The sequence below is a fragment of the Williamsia sp. 1138 genome, assembly GCF_002095435.2.
Lineage (GTDB): Bacteria > Actinomycetota > Actinomycetes > Mycobacteriales > Mycobacteriaceae > Williamsia.
Map to the genome: position 1 here is coordinate 93,518 of NZ_MJEJ02000036.1, position 21,781 is coordinate 115,298.

Below are 21,781 nucleotides of genomic sequence, written 5' to 3' on the forward strand. Positions count from 1 at the left end.
CAGAGGTTTTGGCATGCGAGCATGGCGAGTATCAGAGCCAGGACCGATCTTGGGCGAACCAATCGAGCTGGTGACCGAAAAGAGGCCGGTGCCACAGCGCGGCGAGATGCTCCTCGCGGTCGAGGCCTGCGGGGTGTGCCGTACAGATCTACACGTCGTCGAGGGCGACCTGCCAGTCCACCGACCATCGGTGGTTCCCGGCCATGAAGTCGTAGGACGTGTGCTGTACATCGCCGAGGGAACCTCCACTGCTTTCCGCGTCGGCGATCTGGTCGGCGTCCCCTGGCTTCGATCCACCTGCGGCACTTGCAGCTACTGCCGCACCGGAGCCGAAAACCTTTGCTTGCGTTCCCGGTACACCGGCTGGGATCATGGCGGCGGGTACGCCGACTACGTTGTCGCCGAAGCCGCTTACGCCCTGGAACTGCCGACCGGTTATTCCGCAACGGAGCTCGCTCCGCTGCTGTGCGCCGGGATCATCGGCTACCGCGCACTGAAGCGAGCAGAGCTCCCACCTCGCGGCCGTCTGGGCATCTACGGATTCGGCGGTAGTGCCCATCTGGTGGCGCAGGTCGCGATGCACCAAGGAGCAATTGTGCACGTGATGACGCGTGATCAACGAGCGCGGGACCTGGCACTCGAACTCGGTGTCGCATCAGCTCGAGACACGTACGACCAACCTCCCGAGCCTCTCGACTCGGCGATTGTCTTCGCCCCGATCGGCGACATCGTCCCTACCGCGCTGGAAGCGCTCGACCGTGGCGGGACCCTCTCACTGGCGGGCATCCACATGACCGACATCCCGCCCCTGAACTATCAACGACACCTGTTCCACGAGAAACAGATACGCAGTGTCGAGTCCAACACCCGCGCAGACGCCCGTCAGTTTCTGCGCTTCGCCCAAGATCACCGACTCCACGTAGAAACCACTGAATACTCACTCGAGCAAGCGCTCACTGCCCTTCGAGACCTCAAGGAAGGGCTGTTCGCGGGGGCTGCGGTATTGGTCCCCCTCGAGAAGGGACTCCCCTATGCGACTTCTTGACCGGGTGGCGATCCGCTTCCACATTCTGGGCCGGGCCGTCAGCGATATGATCTCCGAGCAGCAGATGAGCCGAGAGCTGTTCCGTCGCGATTACCGTGTCGGGCCCGGTAATCTGCGCCAGATCCTGGACGATCTGGTGGCCGAAACCCTCCTGACGCAAGACCAGCGTCTGATCGACGGCATGATGCAGAACGTCTACCGGGCAACGCCGGCAGGCAGGATGGAATTGGGGCGCGATCGGCGACTACTGAGCAAGCTCACCCACGAAGTCTTCGGTGATGCGGTCCCCCCGGCGCCATCGGGGCTTGTCGTCGATGCTCCAGGACATTCCGTCCTCAGTTCGATGCTTGCTGTGCAAGTCCCCGCGAGCCAACGGGATTGCCGCAAGGCTCCGGAACAGGGGCGCTCTCTTGCCCACCGCCGGTGACACATCTGCGCCCGTAGACCCACAGGAAGCGATCCCGGGTCTGCTGCGTGACCTGGACACCGACCCCATGGGTCTGTCCGATCGCGAAGTCGTGAGACGGGCGCTGATCTATGGCCGGAACGAACTGACTCGGCGCCATCGCAGTCACTGGGCTCGACAATTGCTTCGCCAAATCACCCACCCGTTGGCGCTGCTGCTGTGGCTGGCTGCAGTGTTGGCATGGTTCAGCGACTCTCGACCGCTTGCCATAGCAATCGTGGTGGTGGTGATCATCAACGCAGCCTTCGCATTGGTGCAGGAGCGCCACGCCGAGCAAGCCGTAGAAGCGTTGTCCGCCTTCATTCCCGCCACCGCACGAGTGGTCCGACAGGCACCGGAGATGTCCGTCGAAGCGTCCGAGCTCGTACCCGGCGACGTGATTCTGCTCGCCGAGGGTGACAAGATCCCCGCCGACGCAAGACTGCTCGACGGCTCCTTGGATGTCGATCTATCCACGCTCACCGGCGAATCCGCCACCGTAAGGCTCGAGACCCGCACGGCGGCCGGGACCGGACCCATCATCGAAGCAACAGACCTGGTCTTCAGTGGCACCACCATCGTGACCGGCCATGCACACGCCGTCGTCTTCGCCACCGGAATGCAGACAGAACTCGGACGGATCGCCGCCCTTTCTGCGCGGGTCACCCAGGACGAGAGCCCGCTCGAAACACAGGTCAAGCGCGTAGCGTGGCTCATCGCCGCCGTCGCGGTGACGATGGGACTCGCCTTCATCCCGCTCGGAACCCTGCTGGCCGGCCTGTCATTACAGGATTCGGTCAACTTCGCGATCGGTCTTCTCGTCGCCAACGTACCCGAGGGCCTGCTCCCTACCATCACGCTTGCACTCGCCGTCGGTGTGCGAGTCCTGGCGCGCAGCGGCGCGCTCGTCAAGAAGATCTCGGCAGTGGAGACGCTGGGATCGACGACCGTCATCTGTACAGACAAGACCGGCACACTGACGCTCAACGAGATGACCGCTGCACGTATGTGGACATCGCAGGGCGTGCTCGAACCTCCCACCGGTGGCAACGACTGTGCCTCTCGCACAGCGCACGTCATCGCCAACTGCTGCTCGGCGAGTATCACCACGGATGACGACGGCACAACCGCCGAACGCGGAGATCCGACCGAGTTGGCGCTACTGCGCGCGTCCCAGGAACTCGGAGTCGGCCCGGGGCCCGGAGAACCCTCCGATCGGCTTCGGGAGTTCCACTTCGAGTCCGCTTTGCGCCGGATGTCAACGGTGACGCGTTCAGCACCCGGCACGGCCCGGATCAATGTCAAAGGTGCGCCGGAAGAAGTCCTCCAACGATGCACCACAATCGCCGACGGCAGCGGCGACCGCGCGCTGACATCCGTCGATCGCACGGCGATCACCGCCATGGTGACCGAATGGGCAGCCGAGGGACTCCGGTTGATGGCCGTCGCCGAGCGCACGATCGATGAGACGTTGGTCGAGACACTCAGCCGCGAGAACACCGAGCAAGGCCTCACCATGCTGGCGATCGTTGCCCTGATGGACCCACCACGACCCGAGGTCGCGGAGGCAGTCGCCACCTGCCACTCCGCAGGCATTCGGATCATGGTCGTCACCGGCGACCACGGCCTCACCGCACGCGGCATCGCCGAAAGCGTCGGGATCGGCGCGGGTAGCAGCTTGCGGGTGGTGACCGGGACGGAGCTCGAGCTGATGCCCGAGGCCGATCTCGATCTTCTATTGGCCGAACCGGGCGAGATCGTGTTCGCCCGCAGTTCTCCAGAAGCCAAGCTCCGCATCACCGACGCCTTACGTAGTCAAGGCCATGTTGTGGCGATGACCGGAGACGGCGTCAACGACGCTCCCGCTCTGCGACGCTCGGACATCGGTGTCGCGATGGGGAAATCGGGGACCGACGTGGCACGCGAAGCAGCCACGATGGTGCTGACCGACGATAACTTCGCGACCATCGTCACCGCCGTCGAAGCCGGCCGCCGCGTCTACGACAACGTACGCAAGTTCATCGTCTACATCTTCGCGCACGCCACTCCAGAGGTCATTCCCTTTCTGCTGTACGCACTTTCTGGAGGCCAGATTCCTCTACCCCTGACCGTCATGCAGATCCTGGCCATCGACCTCGGTACCGAGACCCTGCCTGCCCTCGCCCTGGGACGCGAACCTGCCGAACCCGGACTGATGGATCGACCGCCGCACAAACGGGGCCAGAACGTCGTCAGCCGCGAGATCTTGGTGCGCTCATGGGGTCTTCTCGGCGGTGTATCGGCCGCGCTCGTTCTGGCACTGTTCCTGGGAACCCTCGTCAACGGCGGCTGGCACCTGGGTGATTCGGTGTCGAGCGGACCGCTGCACGATACGTGGATGCTCGCCACCACGATGAGCTTCTTGGCCATCGTGTCGTGTCAGATCGGCACCGCGATCGCAGCACGCACTCAACGGGCCTCACTTCGCGAGATCGGTCTGGGAACCAACCGTCTGCTTTTGTGGGGTATCGGATTTGAGATCGTCTTTGCCGTCTTGGTGGTCACGGTGCCGCAGCTGCAGGACATCTTCGGAACAGCTTCCCCTCCGCTGTATCTGGCGCTGTGGCTGATCCCGTTGCCGTTCATCGTGTGGGGCAGCGACGAGCTGTATCGCTGGTTCCGACGACGGATGTCCCAGACTACCGATCGCGACCCCACAGCCCCAGCCTCCGATCGAGAAAGCCAACCACGATGAGTACCGACACCAACGCACCATCCCCGGGTCATCGACCGCCGGCCGATGTGGTCTTTCGAGACCTCGACGAAAGCGACATACCGGCAGTTGAGGATCTGTACCGAAGCATGAACGAACACGACGCCTACATGCGGTTCTTCGGCGCCCGCCCCAAACACCTCCACACTGTTGCGGCATACACCTGCCGCCGCCTCGAGGGCAGCTACGCGCTCGGCGCATTCCGTGGTGAACGACTACTAGGCATTGCCAACTACATCCGCGGACCACGTCCCCAAACCAGACCGCATCCTGACGTCGAGATCGCGATCACTGTCGACCACAGCGTCCAGGCCCGCGGGATCGGGACCGGCTTGCTGGAGCACCTCGTTGCACATGCGCGATCGGCGGGGATCCGGTGGCTGACTGCAGAGATCTTGGCCGAGAACAGCCTGATGATCGGGGTGCTCCGCGATATCGGGCTCACCCACGAGCTTCATCTCGACGGAACGACCATGACCTTGGAAATCGATCTGCACGCCGGCGATCTCGACGATTCAGCGTGTGTGTGAGGGGCGAGGTCATCGTGCGGTGGGGACTATCATGACCGGAATCTCGACCGTGTGCAGTACTGCCTGGCTGGTCGAGCCCATCAGGATGGACGGAAAGCCCCCGCGCCCACGACTGCCCATCACGACGAGCTGGGCGTTGTGCGCCTCGTGCACCAGCTGCCGTACCGGGCGATCCCGGACAGCACGAGGATGTACACGGACAGTCGGAAACTGCTCTTTCCATCCGGCAAGGCTTTCGGCGAGCATCAGATCGTCGAGCACGTCTGCGGCAAACATGGTGGTGGCCAAACCCTCAGGCAATGCTCGGTCGGGGTCGAAGTCGATCAGCGCGTGCACGGCCACCAGATCGACTCCACGCAATGACGCCTCCTCGAATGCCTGAGCCAGAGCCGGTTCGCTGTTCTCAGTGCCATCGACGCCGACCACCACCGGCGAGTCCGAATCAACAGTTCGGGCAGCCGACCCCACCACGGCGATCGGGCAGCGAGCATGGGTGACCACCGCAGTGCTGACCGATCCGGCGAGTCCTCCGGTGAATTCGCCCAGGCCTCGCGAACCGACCACCAGCAACGTTGTTGTGCTTCCCCGGTGCATCAGCACCTCGGCGGGTGCGCCCGACTCGATCACGGTGTTCACCTCGAGGGCACGTCTTCCGGCGATGTCCTTGGCCGTTTGTGCCGCCGTGTCCAGAGTTCGTTCCGCTTGCCGATGGATCACCTGCGGGGTGTTCAGACGCAGATTCACCGCGTCGGAGAGACTGGGAATCCGATCGCGCGACACCGTCACGATGGTCAGCGGCACCGAGCGAACAAGTGCGTCACCGGCCGCCCAGCGCACGGCGTCGAGAGAACGCTCGGATCCGTCGACCCCGACAACCAGCCGCTGAATACTCTTCATGGCAACACCTTTTCCGTGCAGGAGATCAAGACGCCATGTTCTGGCCTGTTTTGAGTGCTTTCAGTCTCCGCCGGCACAGACGGTGATACCAAGTGTCCTTGGGCATCTGCGTGAGGGCCCACCGGCCCTACACCCGATCGCGCGCTCGCGAGACCGTCGAATTATCAACGAGTTCATTCTTCGATACACGGGAGTCACCATGGAGAACAAACCAGTAGTGGTAGGAATCGACGGGTCAGCAGCTGCGCTCGACGCAGTCCGATGGGCCGCCCATGAGGCCATATTGCATGCCACGCGCCTGACGATCGTGTGCTGCGTGGATGACGACATTCTCGCTCTCAGTGACTATCCGTGGCCTGATCGATACTACGAACAGCTCAAGGAGCACGCTCAGAAGGACCTCGCCGAGGCGTCGTCCGTGGCGGTATCAGAGATACTCGCCGCCGGTAGCGACATCGCTGTCGACACCAGGATGCTGCTCTGTGACGCCCGAATCGGTTTGCAGCGGTTCGCCGCCACCGCCCAGGTTCTCGTGGTCGGTGCGTACGGAGAAACTCGTCGAGCCTCGGGGTTGCTCGGTTCGGTCGCCGAGGCCGTGTCCACCCACGCCGGGTGCCGGGTGGTCGTGGTACGCGAGCAGCTCGATTCGGTACGCGAGAGCATGCCCAACACAGTGGTCGTGGGAGTCGACGGGTCACGGTGCAGCGAGCTGGCGGTGGAGTCTGCCTTCGAGGAGGCGTCGCTGCGCAATGCGAGCCTTTTGGCTATCCATGCGTGGAACTTCAAGAAGATCCAATCGGTGTTCAGCACCGATCATCGCGCCCTGTCATGGAAAGAGACACGCACCGCGGAAGAAGCTGTCCTGTCCGAAAGCCTTGCTGGACAGTCTGATCGGTACCCCGATGTCGAGGTCACCCAGCAGGTACACAACAGCGACCCCGTCGGAGCACTGCGCGATGCCGGCGACAACGCATGCTTGTTGGTGGTCGGCTCCCACGGCCGCGGCGGCTTTACCGGGCGATTGCTGGGATCAACGAGCCGGGCATTGCTCCATACGGTGACCTGCCCGATACTCGTTGTCAGAGCATGACCAGCAGCCGCGAGCAGGATTCTCGCAGCACAGAGCCACCGGCTCCTTACACTGGACACAGCCGATGTCCGGCGACGCCGAAGGAGCCACAATGACCACCGTGTTCTTGGTCGATGACCACGAAATAGTTCGCCGCGGGCTCATCGAACTCATCGACGCAGACCCCAACCTCACCGTGATCGGCGAAGCAGGTACCTGCTCGCAGGCGCTGGCCCGGATACCGGCGCTGCGCCCAGACGTCGCCGTGCTGGACGTCCGGTTGCCCGATGGCAATGGCATCGAACTGTGCCGGGAACTACTGACAAAACTCGATGGTCTCAAATGTCTGATGCTCACATCGTTCACCGAGGACCAGGCCATGATGGATGCGATACTGGCCGGCGCCAGCGGTTATGTCGTCAAGGACATCACCGGCATGGATCTGACCAAAGCCATCAACGATGTGGGTGCCGGCAAGTCACTTCTCGACAACCGTGCCGCGGCTGCCCTCATGGATCGGCTTCGGGCCCGCCAGGACGCTCCCGGGCCGCTAGACGGGCTCACGGAGCAGGAACGAACGTTGCTGGATCTGCTTGGTGAGGGGCTGACGAATCGCCAGATCGCCGCCCGGATGCACCTGGCGGAGAAGACCGTCAAGAACTACGTATCCCGCCTGCTCGCCAAGCTGGGCATGGAGCGACGGACACAAGCGGCCGTCTACGCCTCCAAGATCAAGAGTCCCAACCCACCCCAGCGCGACTGACCGATGACATCGCTCGTGATCTCGCGATCACAGGTCCCTGCCACTGATGACCAAAGGCCCCGATAGCGGCAACCAAGGACAGGCGATCCGTCAGGCCCCCGCGTCATACGGTTTCTAGTGAAACCGGTTGACACACATGAAGGCGACGGGAGCCACCACAATGCTGAGTCTGTTATCGCGCGAGCTTCATCTGTGGCGACTGATGCACTTGTCGTCCAACAGGCTCATCCGGCCCTATGACCGCCTGGAATCTCTGATCATGCTGCTCGCCACAGCACTCGCCGTGTGCTCTTTGACCATCGCGTTCATGGTCGGCAGCGCCACCTACGCCAACGACAAACAATCGGTCTTGCTGGAACAGCAGTCCCGCCACTCGGTCACCGCCACCATCCTCGGGACCGCGCAGGAGTCTCGGGAACCGGTCAGCGCGACCTGGACCTCAACCGATGGACGCAGCGTCACCGGCAGCGTCGAGTCGAAGTCGGCAGACAAGCCGGGCGTGCACAGAACCATCTGGATCGACCAGAACGGCACGCCGGTCGACAAACCCCGAGCAGTGGGCAACGCTGTCGCCCAAGCCATCGCCGTGGGGCTGACCACCGGTCTGGCCATCGTCGGTGTGTGGCTGCTGCTGATCTTCTCGGTGCGCACCTTCGGCGACAAACAACGGTTTGCGGCGTGGGAGGCGGAGTGGCAAGCCGGCGCGATCGACAGCACCCGATGACCTCCGATCCCCCGCACCGCCTTCACCCAAGGAGCGACCATGTCCATTACCTGTCCGGATCAGCGGAACCTGCACGAGATCTTGGCGCTGGCCTCGCGGGCGCCGTCAGTGCACAACACCCAGCCGTGGCGGTGGCGGCTTCACGGCGATGAGCTGCGCTTGTACGCCGATACGTCGCGGTCCGTGCCGGCCGCCGACCCTCACCAGCGGCAGATGGTGCTGAGTCTGGGTGCCGCCCTCGATCACTTATGCGCCGCTGCCTCCGCCTACGGGTGGGGCGTCGACGTCGCTCGACTTCCCAACCCGAATCGGCCCGATCATCTGGCCACGGTCGAGTTCACCGGCCGCCTGCCCATCCTCGACGGGCACCGTCGCCGCGCGGTCGCGATCCGCGAGAGATTCACTGACCGGCTCCCGCTGTTGCCGCCTCCAGCTATAACGGTGTCCGATGTAACCAGAGTGACTGCCGCCCAGAACGATACGAACATCACAGCACTACCGGTGAGTAGCGCGCCGTCGCTCGCGAAGGCATCGCAACTCAGCGCGTCGCTGCGGCGCTACGACATCAACTATCACGACGAATTGGTCTGGTGGACCCGGCGACCAGTCGTCGAGCATGACGGGATCCCGGCCGCGGCACTGCTTACCGCGTCGGAAAGTGAGCGCGTCGCTGTCGGCAGGGACTTTCCTGTGATCGGGGGCGGTCAGCCCCGCAGGCCGGATGTCGAGTCCGACGAAGCAACCGTTGTCGTCCTGGCCACCCGTGGCGGCACCCGGGAAGACCTGCTCCGCTGCGGTGAGTCCTTGTCCACACTGCTCATCGAGGCCACCATCGCGGGACTGAGCAGCTGCACGCTTTCACATGTCCTCGAATCGCCCGAGAGCACCACCCTCATCAGCGCGTTGCTCGAGGACGCTAGCGTTCCACAGATCATGGTGCGTCTCGGTGTGCCCTCGCACGCAGATGAGAAGCCCGCCCGCAGCCCGAGGCGGGATGTCGACGAAATCCTCTCCGTCGACAGATGAGCTCTGATCCTGGGGCTATCGATCTCCCAATCAGGGACTTATGCCTCTGCCACGACCAATCAAGCTTCGCTTCAATGTAATTGAACGCCAACCACCGAAAAGGAGTGCCATGAACAACATCTTGGCCAGTCGCCACAACCCCATCCACTCGCTATTGCCTGACGTCGCGGATCTGTTCGCTGCATTCCCGGCGATCGGTGCACTGCGCCCCAATTCTCATATGATCCGTGTCGAAGACGAGCTCGGCGAGAACCAGTACCTGGTACGAGCCGAACTGCCGGGTATTGATCCGAACAAGGACGTCGAGATCATCGTCCGGGACGGAATGCTGACGATCAAAGCCGAGCGAGAGACACGCGACGAGACCGACGTCCGATCGGAGTTCGCCTACGGGTCTTTCGTTCGAACCATGTCGTTGCCCGCCGGCTACATCGAAGAAGACGTGAAGGCGACATACGAGCAAGGCGTCCTCACCGTGACGGTGCCACTGGCAGCATCAACCTCGCCGGGAAAGCACATCGCGGTGGAAGTAACTGAATCCAGTTAGTAACTCAAACACGAAAGAGGGTGAACCGCTTCGCGGTTCACCCTCTTTGACTTGTCAGGTCAGTGAACGACGAGGACAGGACATTGCGAGTGGTGTAGGACGTTCTGGCTGACCGAGCCGAGCAAGGCCCCGCTCATAGCTCCGCGTCCTTGTGACCCGACCACCAACAAGCCCGCCCCGGCGGAGAGCTCACCGAGCCCGCGTGCGGCGGAGGCATCGCCGTACAGTGTCGCGACCTCGACATCGGGAAACTTGTCTCGCACCACTGCAACGTGTTCGGTCAGCCAGGCCGTGCCGTCGTCGCGCAATTGTTCCCAGTCGATCAACGCACCGCTGTAGCCGATACCCACCATCGCGGACACCTGCCAGAAGTGTGCCGCCACCACACGTGCGCCCATCAGGCGGGCGTACTCGAAGGCAGCGAGAAGCGCCTTGTCCGCATGCTCTGAGCCGTCGACGCCGACCACGACGTCGCCACCCTTGCTCTCGTGAGCTCGCCACGCGACGACAGGGCACAGCGCGGCGTTGGTGACGGCGATGACCTGGCTGCCGAGCAGAATGTCGCGAAGAGGGCCTGAGCGACGCGATCCGATCACCACCATTGCGGCCTGCTGCGAGTGGGCACGAACAAACTCAGCCACCGATTCGTTGCAGATGGCGGAGGAGACCTCCACCCCGGGATCCACCTCACCGATCGCCTCGTGCGCTTGTTTCAGGTGATCTGCGCCGACTTCTCGGAGTTGATCCAGGAGCGCACGCTCACTGATCAGCGCCGATCTCCCCAATCCCATATACCACTCGTCGGTGGGCAATGCATGGATAAGATGGACTGGCGCAGAGCACTTCTGAGCGTACTTGGCCGCCCACCGGACGGCGCCGAGGGCGGTCTCCGAGCCGTCGACCCCGACTATCACCGCCCCGGGCTGAATTTCGATAGCCATGTCCACGTTCCCTTCGAAGATGTCGTTCCTCAAAGATAGAACTGGATGGGACCGAGCGATGTTGGCGTTGCGCCTGACTTGTAGGGACTTTCGTCACCCAAGGTGCAATCACAGAGGTACCACCCACCGAACCGAGAGACCCACACCGGACTCCCCCGCCGACAAGGTCACATCGCCGCCGAGGTCGCGGGCACGCCGGCGTAGGTTGGCCAAACCGCTGGGACTGATTTCGACAGGAAGGCCCACTCCGTCGTCGACGACATCGACCACCACCTCGTCGCCCACAGCGATGCTCAACGTCAGAGTGCGTGCGTGAGCGTGCCGCACGACATTGCTGACGCATTCTCGGACAACAGCCAGGACGTGCTCAGCGAGAACGGGTTCGACAGCACTCAGCGGACCAGACATACGCACATAGGCCTTGATCGGAGCCTCACCGAGCTGCTGGTCGACGATCTCGTGGACGCCCTGCCGCAAGTTGAGCGAGCTACTGTCATCGCTCTGCAGATCGAAGATCGTTGTTCGTATCTCCTGGACGATGTCCTGCAGGTTGTTGACCGTCTCAGTGAGCCGGCCGCGCAGCTCCGGCGACTGAGTGCGTTGAAGTGTGCCTTGGAGACTCAAGCCCGCGGCGAAGATTCGCTGAATGACATGATCATGAAGGTCCCGGGCGATCCGGTCACGATCAGCAAACACCTCGAGTTCGCGCTTACGGCGAATCGCTTCCGCCATCGCCAGAGCCAAAGCACCCTGATCAGCAAAATTGGAGACCATCCCGAGCAGTTCATCGGTGAACGAGTGCCGCCCGGACCTGCGCACGGTCACCAAGACACCACTGATCGTCTCGGCGGTACTGAGCGGCACCACGAGCGCCGGACCGAAGTGCTCGGCGTAGGAACCCGTGGGGGCATACTCGAGATTGTCGCGCACATATGCCGTTCGGTGCACGAACGCTGCGCCAGACGTGGACCCTTCGATGGGCACCGTGCGGTCGAGGAGTTCGGCGGCATCTTCACCTTCGGCAACGGATATCACCAGTTGATGGACATGCTCGACTGGCGTTTGCGGATTGTCGGGCTGTGCGATGAATACCACATCGGCATCGGTGAGCACCAAGGCTCGGCGCGCGATCATGCTCAGTACGCTGGCGATGTCAGCGCCCGAGAGCAGCTCGGTCCTGATATCGCGGGTGGCCTCAATCCATGCCAATCGGGTTTGCGATTCTTTGTACAGCCGCGCATTGTCAATGGCAATGGCTGCCGCTGAAGCGAGAGCCTGGATGACCAACTCATCATCTTCGGTGAAGCTCGCGCCGCCGTTTTTCTGGGTGAGATACAGGTTGCCAAAGATTTCGTTGCGCACCCGGATGGGGGTGCCAAGGAATGTGGTCATAGGGGGATGGTGCGGGGGGAACCCAACCGAGTCCGGATGCTGAGACAAGTCGTCCAGGCGCACCAGCTTGGGTTGATCGATCAACAGCCCCAGCACTCCACGACCCGTCGGCAACGGCCCGATCTTCAACCGTGTCTCGTCATCGATCCCTTGATGAATGAAGGCACTCAAGTCGTGCCCCGCGCCACGGACTCCCAGGGCCCCGTATTGCGCATCGACAAGGGTGACGGCAGAAGTCACGATCGACCGGAGAGTCGACTCCAGATCCAGGTCGGCAGTCACCACCAGCATGGCTTTGATCAAGCCATCGGTGTGCGCACGCGCCTCGGTGATCTGCTCCACCCGATCCTGCGCCTCTTCAAGAAGCTCGCTCAGTCGCGATTCGCGCACGTCTCTATCTGGTTTTCCGGAGGCTGCCGACGACTTGTCCATGACTTCCCCGACGTCGAGTACGGCTGCTTGTCAGCGTGCGCAACTAGTGTAACAACACTTACTTGCCACTTCCCGGTAACCAGAATATAGGCCCTAATTACATCCACGGGGTTGCTGCGGCAGTGAGTACTTAGGTCACCTGTATCAAGGGTTTTCGCCAGGTTCGACGCCCGGTTTCCTGGAGTTGACTGGTGTTTGTTGTTCAGCTCACTGAGGAGAATTCGATGACCACACATGCACCCACCGTTGTCGGTGTCGACGGCTCGTCGACCGCGCTGGACGCGGTGCGTTGGGCCGCTCTTGATGCCGCTCTCCACCACTCGGATCTGCTGTTGATCTCGTCCACACTTCCCCCTGTCGACGCGGTCTTGCCGGGCAGTTACTACCAGGCTCTGCGCGAGCAGGCCGACTCCGCATTGATCGAGGCCGAGGCGATGGCTCGGCGGACGGTCTCGGCTGAGCTGGACATATCGACCATCGTCGTCTCCCGGTCTCCTATTCCCATGTTGATCGAGCTGTCAGCGACCGCACGAATGATCGTCGTCGGAAGCCGCGGCATCGGAGTGATCAACCGAGCCATTCTCGGATCGGTGAGCGCGGCTCTCGCATCGCACACCCGCGCACCACTGACCGTGGTTCGCGGGTGGTCCGACGATGCGCAACGCCGTTCGGTCGTCGTCGGTACCGACGGATCCGCGGCCAGCACACCCGCACTGGAGATCGCGTTCGATGAAGCCGCCGCTCGTGGGGTCGGGCTCACCGCGGTACACGCGTGGTCTGATGCCGACTTCGCACTGGTCCACGCCACTCAGGGCGTCGCGGTGTTCGATTGGGCGACGCGTCTTGGCGAAGCCGAACGAGTGCTCGAAAAGACTCTCGGCGAGCTACGTCTCAAGTATCCAAATGTCAAAGTCCGCCGGGCCGTGGTCCGCGACCGCCCGGTCCAGGCCCTTCTCGACCACGCGCAAGCAGCTCAACTGGTGGTCGTGGGTAGCCACGGCCGCGGCGGCTTCGCCGGCATGTTACTGGGATCGACCAGCCGCAAAGTACTCCACAATGCGCACAACCCGGTCATGATTGTGCCTAGTCATCACTGACCCCAGGTGTGGTCGTCAGCGCCCTGATGCCAGCAGCGCGCCGATGCGGTGTCATTGCCACCATTCCAAGACCCTCAAGCAGCGCAAGGTGTTCCACTTGCTTGGGCCAGCCATCTCCATCGTCATCCAGTACCGGCCCGGATAGGGTCGGTAGTGGCGCCATGTTCCGTCCATGCTTCGAGCGGCGCTGACGACCGCGACCGCGTCGCTGAGTCGCTCATCAGGTTCGGCTCCACTGAGCCGGAAGAACTCGAGGCCGCGTACCACGTCGAAGTGCCACTGGGGCGGGAACGGAAACCGGGTGAACGCCGGGTCGATGATGGCGCCGGTGCGATGGGACTTGAACAGGCGGTGGCTTAGAAAGAACTCGCGACCCCGATGAAGTGCATCGTCAACCGGAACCTGCCCGGTGGTGCTCCGATAGGTGAGCAAGGATTCGAGGACGACTATTGAGGTATTGAAGGATCCGTGCCGGGATCCCGTCCGAAGGGACTCACAATTCCAGCCTCCGTCGTCAAATTGATTGTCGAGCAGCCACTGCACCGTCGCGTCCAGTCGGTCATCTCCGTAGCCGAAGTAGGACGTCAACGACACCAGCATGCCGGTCATGCAGATCTCTGCCGTCGGAACAGTCTTGGAGAAGGTGAGGCCACCACCGACGAATCTGGCGCCGGTCCACAGTTGTCGACAGCCGAGCAGAGCTTGACTGTTGCCAGCTGGCAGACCAAGCCGCTGCAGAAGCAAAAGCGTGTATGTCGTCGACGTCCACTTCGGGCTGTACAACGCACCGGCCCAGAGGCCTGATTCGTCCTGGGCGGCGAGCAATTGCCGCCCCCACCCGCGGTGTGCGATGTTGCTACGCTCGCGTTCGGCATCCGCCAACCGGCCGGGGACGAGGTCGCTCGTCACTTGCCAGCGAATGGCCGGATCGCTCTCGACCGTCAGCCACTGCACGATCTCTTCACGATCCATGTCCACCACACGTGCTCAATGGCTCGACCAGACATCGATCGCCGCACGTACAGAATCTGCCACCGCGGTCGAGGTGTCGATGCTCGACGCGCTCGGCCAGACCGTCGCGCCACCGTGATCTGCCATCGAATGGGCGATCACGGCCGTGGCGTCCGATGCGGATTCGCCTCGGCGCAGGATCCTCTCCGCTGCAACATCTTCGGCAACGATGCACTGAATTGATCTAAGTACAGCACATGTCTGATCGGCTAGATCCAGTGCATAGTCTCTTTCAGTCCCATCGACCCATGAGGCGTCAAGAATCACCGACCGACCGGCCAGCAGGTGCATGTGTGCATGTTCGAGCATGGCGCCGTAGACCACTGCTTTGTTCTGCGCGGAGTACAGGCCTTCCCCGAACACGGCGGCGTCTCCGGCGATGACACCGGCGCCGAGAAGTTCTCTGCGCACAACATCGCTGGAGATCAGGACCGCATCGACGGCCTGTGCCAGATGGGTGGCGACGGTGGTCTTGCCCGTGCCAGGCAAGCCTCCGACCAAGCCCAGGCGAACTCGGCCGCGCAAGAGGTGCTCGTGAGCGAGCCTGAGGTGGCGATGCGCGCTGTCGTGAGCTGACGAAACCCCCTGAGTGACGCGGATCAATTCTACCTTGGCTCGGACCAGAGCACGGTAGGCGATGTAGTGGTCGACCAACGTCGACGGCGCGTCGTCTCCTGCTGCGTGTGTATAGGCCCTCACGAATCTCCGGGCCAGTCCCTGGTGCCCGTGGTATTCGATGTCCATCGCCAAGAACGCCGCATCGTCGATACCGTCGACGAACCGGAGGCGGTCGTCGAAATCGAGGCAATCGAGGATCTGGGGGCCATCGGGGAGACAGAATATGTCTTCGGTCGAGAGATCACCGTGTCCGTCGATCACCCGGCCGGTGCTGATTCTTTCAGTCAGCAGAATCAAGCGGCCGTCGATGTACTGCATGGCCAGTGCCCGCATATGTTCGATCATCTCGACCTCACCCGCGGTGACATCGAGGTCGAGTATCTCGTGGAGATTGTCAGTCCATCGGCGACGCAGCGCGTTCGGAGTACCTTCGGTGTCGATTGCTGCGCTGCGGACCGCACTCTGATGGAAACGCGCCAGACGGCGGGCAAGATCCTCAATCGGCGCCGAACCTGCCCGCCCGTCGTCGAGGAGTCGGGACAGCTTCGTCTCTTCGGGCATGCGTCGCATGACTACCAGCGGCTCGGGTGGATGATCAGGTGAACGCAGGTGACCGAGTCCGAGGTAGGCATCCGGAGCCAACCGCCGGTTGAGTGCGATCTCCCGGACGCATGCCGCATCTCTCTTGGCAACCGATCCAAAGTCCAGAAACGCTGTGGTGATCGGCTTCTTCGCCTTGATCGCCCGATCGCCGCACAGGATGACCACCCCGGAATGGGTCTCGCGAACCTCGATGGGCACGTGGTCGAAGGGCGAGGTCATCGTGCTGCCGCCGGCACCTCGGCTGTGGATGGTGCGACTACCGGCCCGGTCCCGGTGACCGCGCCGCCGTCGATGATGAACTCTGATCCCGTGCTGTAAGTGCCCTCCACGATCATGAAACGAATCATCGCTGCCACTTCCTCCGGCTGCCCGAAACGTGCGATCGGTTGGCCTGCCGCCACAGAGGCATCCAATCCGGCCGTCATGGGGGTGGCGATGGGCCCTGGATGCACTGAACAGACCCGGATGTTGGCGTCACTCAAGTCGAGCGCGGCCGCCTTGGTCAGCCCGCGCAGCCCCCACTTGCTGGCTACGTACCCCGCTAGATTCTGGTAACCCATCAGACCCGCGGTCGACGACACGTTCACCACGACTCCACCACCAGCTCTACGTAGAGATGCTGCCGCACAATGTATTCCGAGAAATGGACCGACGAGATTGACGTCGAGCACCCGCCAGAATGCGGCGGGTTCGAGGTCATCGATACCTCCGAACTCGAGGATACCGGCGTTGTTGACCAGCGCGGTCAACGGACCGAACTGCCGTTCGCTGTGGGCCAGGACAGCGTTCCAATTGTCGACATCGGTCACATCGAGGTGCTGATAGACCGCCGACGCGCCCAAAGAGGCCGCCACTGCCGCGCCCTCATCGTCGAGCACGTCGGCAACGATCACGTTCATCCCGACCGCCGCGAGGGCCCGGACCGTGGCCTCACCGATGCCGCGGGCCCCGCCCGTGACCAGTGCCGCCCTACCTTCGAAGCTTCCCATGTCAAGTCCTTGGTTGTCCGGATGCGTTTCGTCCAGCATGGATGGCTCGGGGAATGGCGACGACGGGAGAAAGTCCCTTCGTCAGGGCACTTATCCCCCTAGCGCCATCTTCCTGGGTGCAACACGCTGAACAGGAACGATTGGAGCCCCTTCATGTCTCAGCATTTGCCTGATCCCGCCACCATCACGTCGGCGGCCGAGCTCGCGCTGCGCGCGCCGTCGGTCCATAACTCCCAGCCGTGGCGAATACGGGTGAGCACCGGTTCGGTGCACCTGTATGCAGACCCGGACCTACACCTGATGCAAACAGATCCAGATGGCCGCGACCTGTATGTCAGCTGCGGGATCATGTTGCACCACATGCGGATAGCCCTGGAGGCCCTGGGCTGGCGTGCCGACGTGACCAGACTTCCGATCACCGAGGACCCCTACCACATCGCTTCACTGGCACTACATCCGCACAATCCCTCAGAGCATGTGGTCGCTTTGGCAGCTGCAATACCCCGACGCCGATCCGACCGCCGCTGGTACAGCTCGTGGCCGGTACCGGAGGCCCACCTCGCCACGCTCGGTAAGCGAGCGGCCGCAGAGGGCGTCGTCCTCGACCGTGCCCAGATGTCGACCTTCTTTCGCCGGGCCGCGGTGACCGCCGCCGAAGCCCACGCGAAAGACCCGCTCTACCAGGACGAAATGGCGCTGTGGAGTGGCAACCACCGCATTGAAGACGGAGTGCCAGGCGCCAATGTTCCGGCTTCGCCAGCGCCCGCCGACGACAGTAGCCGCAATATGCCGACCCGGGCGTTCGCGGCCCCATCACTCGAACAGACGGCGCACGTCGATTCCGATGACGATGCCGGCGTCCTGCTCTTGGTGAGCACACCCGGGGATGACCGGGCATCTCAGGTTCGCGCCGGAGAAGCTGCCAGCGCCATCCTTCTCGAGGCAACCGCGATGGGTCTGGCCACGTGTGCTTTCACCGAGCCACTCGAACTCCCCCATACACGCCGTCTCATTCAACAACATGTCTCGAGTACCAACAGCTTTCCGCAATTGATCATCCGTACCGGTTGGGCACCGATGAACGCCGATCCGCTGCCGCCGGCTCCGCGCCGATCGGTGACCGCCGTCGTGGTGGGTATCGACTCGAACCTCCCCGTCACGTAGATACGCCCGGCCGCAGTGACCATTGAGTCGACGACGACACCTCGGGGGACGATCGTTATGCCTGGAATCCTCACTCTGACCATGAATCCCGCATTGGACGTTCACACCTCAGTGCCCCAATTGATGCCCACCGAGAAGATGCGATGCGGTGTCCCCCGTTACGACCCGGGAGGAGGTGGCGTCAACGTGGCGCGAGCACTTGTCTCACTGGGCACGGCAGCCGCGGCAGTGGTCACATCCGGAGGTCACTCGGGTGCGCACCTGCGAGCCTTGCTCGCGAATGACGGCGTCGAGGTCCACGCAGTCTCGATCGCCGAACCCACCCGCGAGAGCATGACCATCACCGAGCAGTGGACGGACAATCAGTATCGGTTCGTCTTGCCCGGGCCCGTCCTACGCATGCCCGAAGAGCGTCGGTGCCTGCGGGTAGTCGACCAAAACCTGCCCACCGACGGCTATCTCGTCGTCAGTGGGAGTATGCCTCCCGGGTGTTCGGGCGCGTTCTTTACACGCATCGCGACCATCGCTGCACGACACAATTGTCGCATCATCGTCGACACCTCGGGTCCTGCTCTACGACATGTGACGAACGCACACCTGCTCAAGCCGAGCATTCGGGAGCTCCGCGACCACGTCGGTGCCGCCCTTGCAGATCGTCGATCACAGGTGGCTGCCTCGCGGGACCTCATCGCCGCAAAAGTGTGTGAGATCGTGGTGATTTCACTGGGTCGCGGGGGTGCGTTGCTTGTCACTGCAGATAGTGCAACAGATTACGACGGAATTCCGGTTCCATCCGGCACCGGCGTCGGAGCGGGCGACAACATGGTCGCAGCCATCACCTACGGGCTGGCACGGGAATGGACCCTCATCGAAGCTGTGCGGTTCGGAACGGCAGCGGGAGCAGCGACATTGCTCACGCCCGGCACCCAGCCGGCCGAGCGTGCCGAAGTGGACCGACTCTACGCACGCGCGGTCGCTGAAGCGGCCTGATGTTCCGCACGGGCTGAAGCGAGCAGCAGCCGCTTCTCGGCGCGCGCAACCTGCCTGCGTGCGTCGTCGATCGCGTCCGGGTTGACCGAGATGGACGAAATACCCATTCTTACCAGCTCGTCAGCGAACTCCGGATGTGTCGAAGGGGCCTGACCGCACAGCGAGGACGTGATGCCCAGACTGCGGGCAGAAGCGATGATGCGGTCGATGGCATCGAGGACGGCGGGATCCCGTTCGTCGAACAGTTCTGCGCACGTCTCCGAGTCTCGATCGACACCCAGGATCAGCTGGGTCAGATCGTTGCTCCCGATAGAGACCCCATCGATGCCCGCGGCGACGTACTCGGGTAGCCAGTAAAGCACTGATGGCACTTCGGCCATGACCCATCGATGCATGTCTCGATGATCCTTCAATGCGCTGGCGTCGACGAGTTCCAGACAGCGTTCGAGTTCCCACTTGGTTCGCACGAACGGGATCATCAGGTGGATGTTGGGATGGTTCTCCCGGGCAGCGGCCAGCGCCTGCAATTCCAGCTTGAACACATCCGGGTCCCGCAGATAGCGGTAGCATCCGCGGTACCCGATCATGGGATTGTGCTCGACGGGTTCGTACTGCTGACCACCGGTCAGTTCGCGAAACTCATTGGTGCGAAAGTCGGTGGCACGGTAAATGACTGGCCGGGAACCGAACGGTCCGGCAATACGGCAGAGCGCGGTGGCCATGTTGTCGACGAACATCTGTTGGTCACCGTCGGCGATCACCGCCCGCGGGTGTCGCCCGTCCAGCGCTTCGGTCAACATGAACTCGGCACGGAGCAATCCGACGCCATCGACATCCTGAGCGGCGACACGGTCTGCGTTCTCGGGTGACGTCAGGTTGACGTAGACCTTGGTTGCGGTGATTTCCCCCCGTGAAGAGATGATTGTCGCCGCCGGCGCAGACGAGGTCGTCGAGGCGACTGGTTTCGCGACGCCCGATACGACCTCACCCGTTTGCCCGTTCACCGTCACGAGTTCTCCGTCGTGGAGCTCGCTTGTGCCCGAATGTGTGCCGACAACGCAGGGCACACCGACCTCGCGGGCGACGATCGCAGCATGGCACGTCACTCCACCGCTATCTGTGACCAGCGCCGCAGCGCGCCTGATGGTCGGTAGCCAGTCGGGGTTGGTCATGGGGGCCACAAGGACTTCCCCGTCTTTGAGCAGGTGTCCGTCGTGCGGACTCGTCAGGACGCGTACCGGTCCGCTGGCGACTCCCGGAGCCGCCGGCAGACCGCGCAGCAATACCTCGCGATGATCACCTCCCGTGCGATGGATGGCTGTTTTCGGGCGGGCGAGTGTGGTGATGGGACGAGACTGGACTATCCAGATGGTCCCGTCGTGATCGATGGCCCACTCGATGTCTTGCGGACTGCCATAGTAATTTTCAGCATCGACTGCAAGAGTGCAGATATCACGAATGGTCTCATCGTCTAAGACGCGCCGACGTCGCAAGTCTGCTGCGAGTGGTACTTGGTGATCGTGACCGTCGACCCCTTCGACGATCTCGAACTCCTGATCGCCTACTCGTACCTTGAGCACTGCGAGGTCCTGCTTGTCGACGACGTAGGTGTCAGGCTCCACCGCGCCTGATACAACAACCTCGCCCTGACCGCGAGCGGCTTCGATCACCAGCCGGGCGCGGTCTCCGGTGCTCGGATCGGCGGTGAACACAATGCCCGATGTGGTCGGTGCGATCATGCGCTGAACAACGACAGCCATGGCCGGTGGCGCAGAAAGGTGCTGAGTAGTCCGGTACGTGATGACGCGCGGCGTGAACAGGGACGCCCAGCATCTCCGGATTGCCCACATGAGCTCAGTCTCCGAACCTACGTTGGTGAACGAGGCGTTCATACCGGCGAAAGACGCTGCGCTTCCGTCCTCTCCAATAGCCGAAGACCTGACCGCGACCGTGACGTCGTCGCCTTTACCCAATTCCTGGTATCCCACGCTGACCGCAGCGTGCACATGCGAATCCATACCCGCTTTCGTCACCAGCTCTGCCATCTGCTCACACAACTCAGCAAGGCGGACGTCGTCGCCGACCGCCGACAGGGCGGCCTCGTGAGCCACGAGCAATTGCGAGTACACGCCCGCCTCGTCCATGGACTGATTGAACGCCTCGGCACCGAGCACGAATCCCGCCGGCACCGGCAGGCCGGCACTAGTGAGTTCACCCAGGTTCGCGCCTTTGCCACCGACCTCAGAAGCCTGCGCCAGGCCAAGTTCCGAAAACAGATGTGTGTAGGTCATGACACCACGCTGAACCATTCACCACCGCGAGCACAGTGGCCATTGTTCTCCCCCGCGGGGTCGATCGGCAGCATTCGAAGGACTTTGGACCACAGACCCCCACAGATCACCCGTTAGGGCATTTGGACTCTAGAGCCGCCGCCTGCAAGACGCTGCACTGGTGGGCGACTGCCGCTCTCCGAAACCCCCGAGACCCGTTCGCTCAGGAGAACCACAATGCACCGTGACGACACGGCTGAGGTGAAGAGCAATGTGATACGTCCGGACGCCGAACCGCCTGAGGCACAGTCAGGCACCGCATCGGAGGACGTCATCGAATGGCCCGATCCGAGTCCCCCTGGAGGACTGGTGGTGGTCCACCATGCGACCTCGAAATACCGAACCCTGACCCGAATCCGCTCGACGAGGACTTTGTTCCGGCGAACCGAGGACCACCGGCACTTGGGTCCGGCCAT

Annotated in this window: 19 protein-coding genes; 12 read left to right on the forward strand and 7 right to left on the reverse strand. The window is 62.7% G+C overall.

The window, feature by feature from the left end:
* Positions 1 to 13 precede the first annotated feature (13 nt).
* Genes BH683_RS08830 through BH683_RS08840 form a run of 4 tightly spaced genes read left to right on the forward strand, consistent with a single transcriptional unit; the run spans position 14 to position 4,772 of the window.
* Positions 14 to 1,045, forward strand: coding sequence for a zinc-binding alcohol dehydrogenase family protein (locus BH683_RS08830; protein ID WP_084835881.1), 1,032 nt, complete (start codon positions 14 to 16; stop codon positions 1,043 to 1,045).
* The gene (locus BH683_RS28370; protein ID WP_143696019.1) at positions 1,032 to 1,472 is read left to right on the forward strand and encodes a helix-turn-helix transcriptional regulator; all 441 of its coding nucleotides are present in this window, start codon (positions 1,032 to 1,034) and stop codon (positions 1,470 to 1,472) included. Before BH683_RS08830 ends, BH683_RS28370 begins: the two co-directional genes overlap by 14 nt.
* A complete protein-coding gene (locus tag BH683_RS08835; protein ID WP_281492294.1) occupies positions 1,456 to 4,224 on the forward strand; it encodes a cation-transporting P-type ATPase in 2,769 nt (922 codons plus the stop codon). The genes BH683_RS28370 and BH683_RS08835 overlap by 17 nt, the downstream gene beginning before the upstream one ends.
* Positions 4,221 to 4,772, forward strand: a complete 552-nt coding sequence (locus BH683_RS08840; protein WP_084835883.1) for a GNAT family N-acetyltransferase — start codon at positions 4,221 to 4,223, stop codon at positions 4,770 to 4,772. The genes BH683_RS08835 and BH683_RS08840 overlap by 4 nt, the downstream gene beginning before the upstream one ends.
* 9 nt (positions 4,773 to 4,781) lie before the next feature.
* Here BH683_RS08840 and BH683_RS08845 read toward each other — a convergent pair whose 3' ends face one another.
* Positions 4,782 to 5,669, reverse strand: a complete 888-nt coding sequence (locus BH683_RS08845) for a universal stress protein (RefSeq protein WP_084835884.1) — start codon at positions 5,667 to 5,669, stop codon at positions 4,782 to 4,784.
* A gap of 199 nt (positions 5,670 to 5,868) precedes the next feature.
* Here BH683_RS08845 and BH683_RS08850 point away from each other — a divergent pair, with 199 nt between their 5' ends.
* The 5 genes from BH683_RS08850 to BH683_RS08870 all read left to right on the forward strand — a co-directional run bounded on the left by BH683_RS08850 (position 5,869) and on the right by BH683_RS08870 (position 9,798).
* Entirely contained in the window at positions 5,869 to 6,759 is an 891-nt protein-coding gene (locus BH683_RS08850) for a universal stress protein (RefSeq protein ID WP_168186998.1), read from the forward strand.
* 91 nt (positions 6,760 to 6,850) lie between these two features.
* On the forward strand, positions 6,851 to 7,501 hold the full coding sequence (locus BH683_RS08855; RefSeq protein ID WP_084835886.1) for a response regulator transcription factor: 651 nt from the start codon (positions 6,851 to 6,853) through the stop codon (positions 7,499 to 7,501).
* 160 nt (positions 7,502 to 7,661) lie between these two features.
* Positions 7,662 to 8,225 carry a hypothetical protein gene (locus BH683_RS08860; protein WP_143696020.1) on the forward strand — a complete coding sequence of 188 codons (564 nt, stop codon included), beginning with the start codon at positions 7,662 to 7,664 and terminating at the stop codon, positions 8,223 to 8,225.
* 39 nt (positions 8,226 to 8,264) lie between these two features.
* On the forward strand, positions 8,265 to 9,251 hold the full coding sequence (locus BH683_RS08865) for a hypothetical protein (protein ID WP_084835888.1): 987 nt from the start codon (positions 8,265 to 8,267) through the stop codon (positions 9,249 to 9,251).
* Positions 9,252 to 9,360: 109 nt separating this feature from the next.
* Positions 9,361 to 9,798 carry an Hsp20/alpha crystallin family protein gene (locus tag BH683_RS08870; RefSeq protein ID WP_084835889.1) on the forward strand — a complete coding sequence of 146 codons (438 nt, stop codon included), beginning with the start codon at positions 9,361 to 9,363 and terminating at the stop codon, positions 9,796 to 9,798.
* Positions 9,799 to 9,857: 59 nt separating this feature from the next.
* Here BH683_RS08870 and BH683_RS08875 read toward each other — a convergent pair whose 3' ends face one another.
* A complete protein-coding gene (locus BH683_RS08875) occupies positions 9,858 to 10,739 on the reverse strand; it encodes a universal stress protein (RefSeq protein WP_094647349.1) in 882 nt (293 codons plus the stop codon).
* Between the two features lie 108 nt (positions 10,740 to 10,847).
* Positions 10,848 to 12,563, reverse strand: a complete 1,716-nt coding sequence (locus BH683_RS08880; protein ID WP_084835890.1) for a GAF domain-containing protein — start codon at positions 12,561 to 12,563, stop codon at positions 10,848 to 10,850.
* A gap of 224 nt (positions 12,564 to 12,787) precedes the next feature.
* Between BH683_RS08880 and BH683_RS08885 the strand changes: the two genes are divergently transcribed.
* On the forward strand, positions 12,788 to 13,660 hold the full coding sequence (locus BH683_RS08885; protein ID WP_084835924.1) for a universal stress protein: 873 nt from the start codon (positions 12,788 to 12,790) through the stop codon (positions 13,658 to 13,660).
* A gap of 51 nt (positions 13,661 to 13,711) precedes the next feature.
* Here BH683_RS08885 and BH683_RS08890 read toward each other — a convergent pair whose 3' ends face one another.
* Genes BH683_RS08890 through BH683_RS08900 form a run of 3 tightly spaced genes read right to left on the reverse strand, consistent with a single transcriptional unit; the run spans position 13,712 to position 16,881 of the window.
* On the reverse strand, positions 13,712 to 14,632 hold the full coding sequence (locus BH683_RS08890; RefSeq protein WP_084835891.1) for a hypothetical protein: 921 nt from the start codon (positions 14,630 to 14,632) through the stop codon (positions 13,712 to 13,714).
* Positions 14,633 to 14,647: 15 nt separating this feature from the next.
* Positions 14,648 to 16,111 carry an AAA family ATPase gene (locus tag BH683_RS08895; protein WP_084835892.1) on the reverse strand — a complete coding sequence of 488 codons (1,464 nt, stop codon included), beginning with the start codon at positions 16,109 to 16,111 and terminating at the stop codon, positions 14,648 to 14,650.
* Positions 16,108 to 16,881, reverse strand: coding sequence for an SDR family NAD(P)-dependent oxidoreductase (locus BH683_RS08900; RefSeq protein ID WP_084835925.1), 774 nt, complete (start codon positions 16,879 to 16,881; stop codon positions 16,108 to 16,110). Before BH683_RS08900 ends, BH683_RS08895 begins: the two co-directional genes overlap by 4 nt.
* A gap of 153 nt (positions 16,882 to 17,034) precedes the next feature.
* Here BH683_RS08900 and BH683_RS08905 point away from each other — a divergent pair, with 153 nt between their 5' ends.
* Both BH683_RS08905 and BH683_RS08910 read left to right on the forward strand, forming a co-directional pair.
* Positions 17,035 to 18,045: a nitroreductase family protein gene (locus BH683_RS08905; protein ID WP_094647351.1), complete on the forward strand. Its 1,011-nt coding sequence runs from the start codon at positions 17,035 to 17,037 to the stop codon at positions 18,043 to 18,045.
* 57 nt (positions 18,046 to 18,102) lie between these two features.
* A complete protein-coding gene (locus BH683_RS08910; protein ID WP_084835893.1) occupies positions 18,103 to 19,035 on the forward strand; it encodes a 1-phosphofructokinase family hexose kinase in 933 nt (310 codons plus the stop codon).
* Here BH683_RS08910 and ppsA read toward each other — a convergent pair.
* Complete coding sequence (gene ppsA / locus BH683_RS08915) at positions 19,005 to 21,326, reverse strand: phosphoenolpyruvate synthase (protein WP_084835926.1); 2,322 nt, start codon at positions 21,324 to 21,326, stop codon at positions 19,005 to 19,007. The two genes, BH683_RS08910 and ppsA, sit on opposite strands and share 31 nt — an antisense overlap.
* Positions 21,327 to 21,781: the final 455 nt, after the last annotated feature.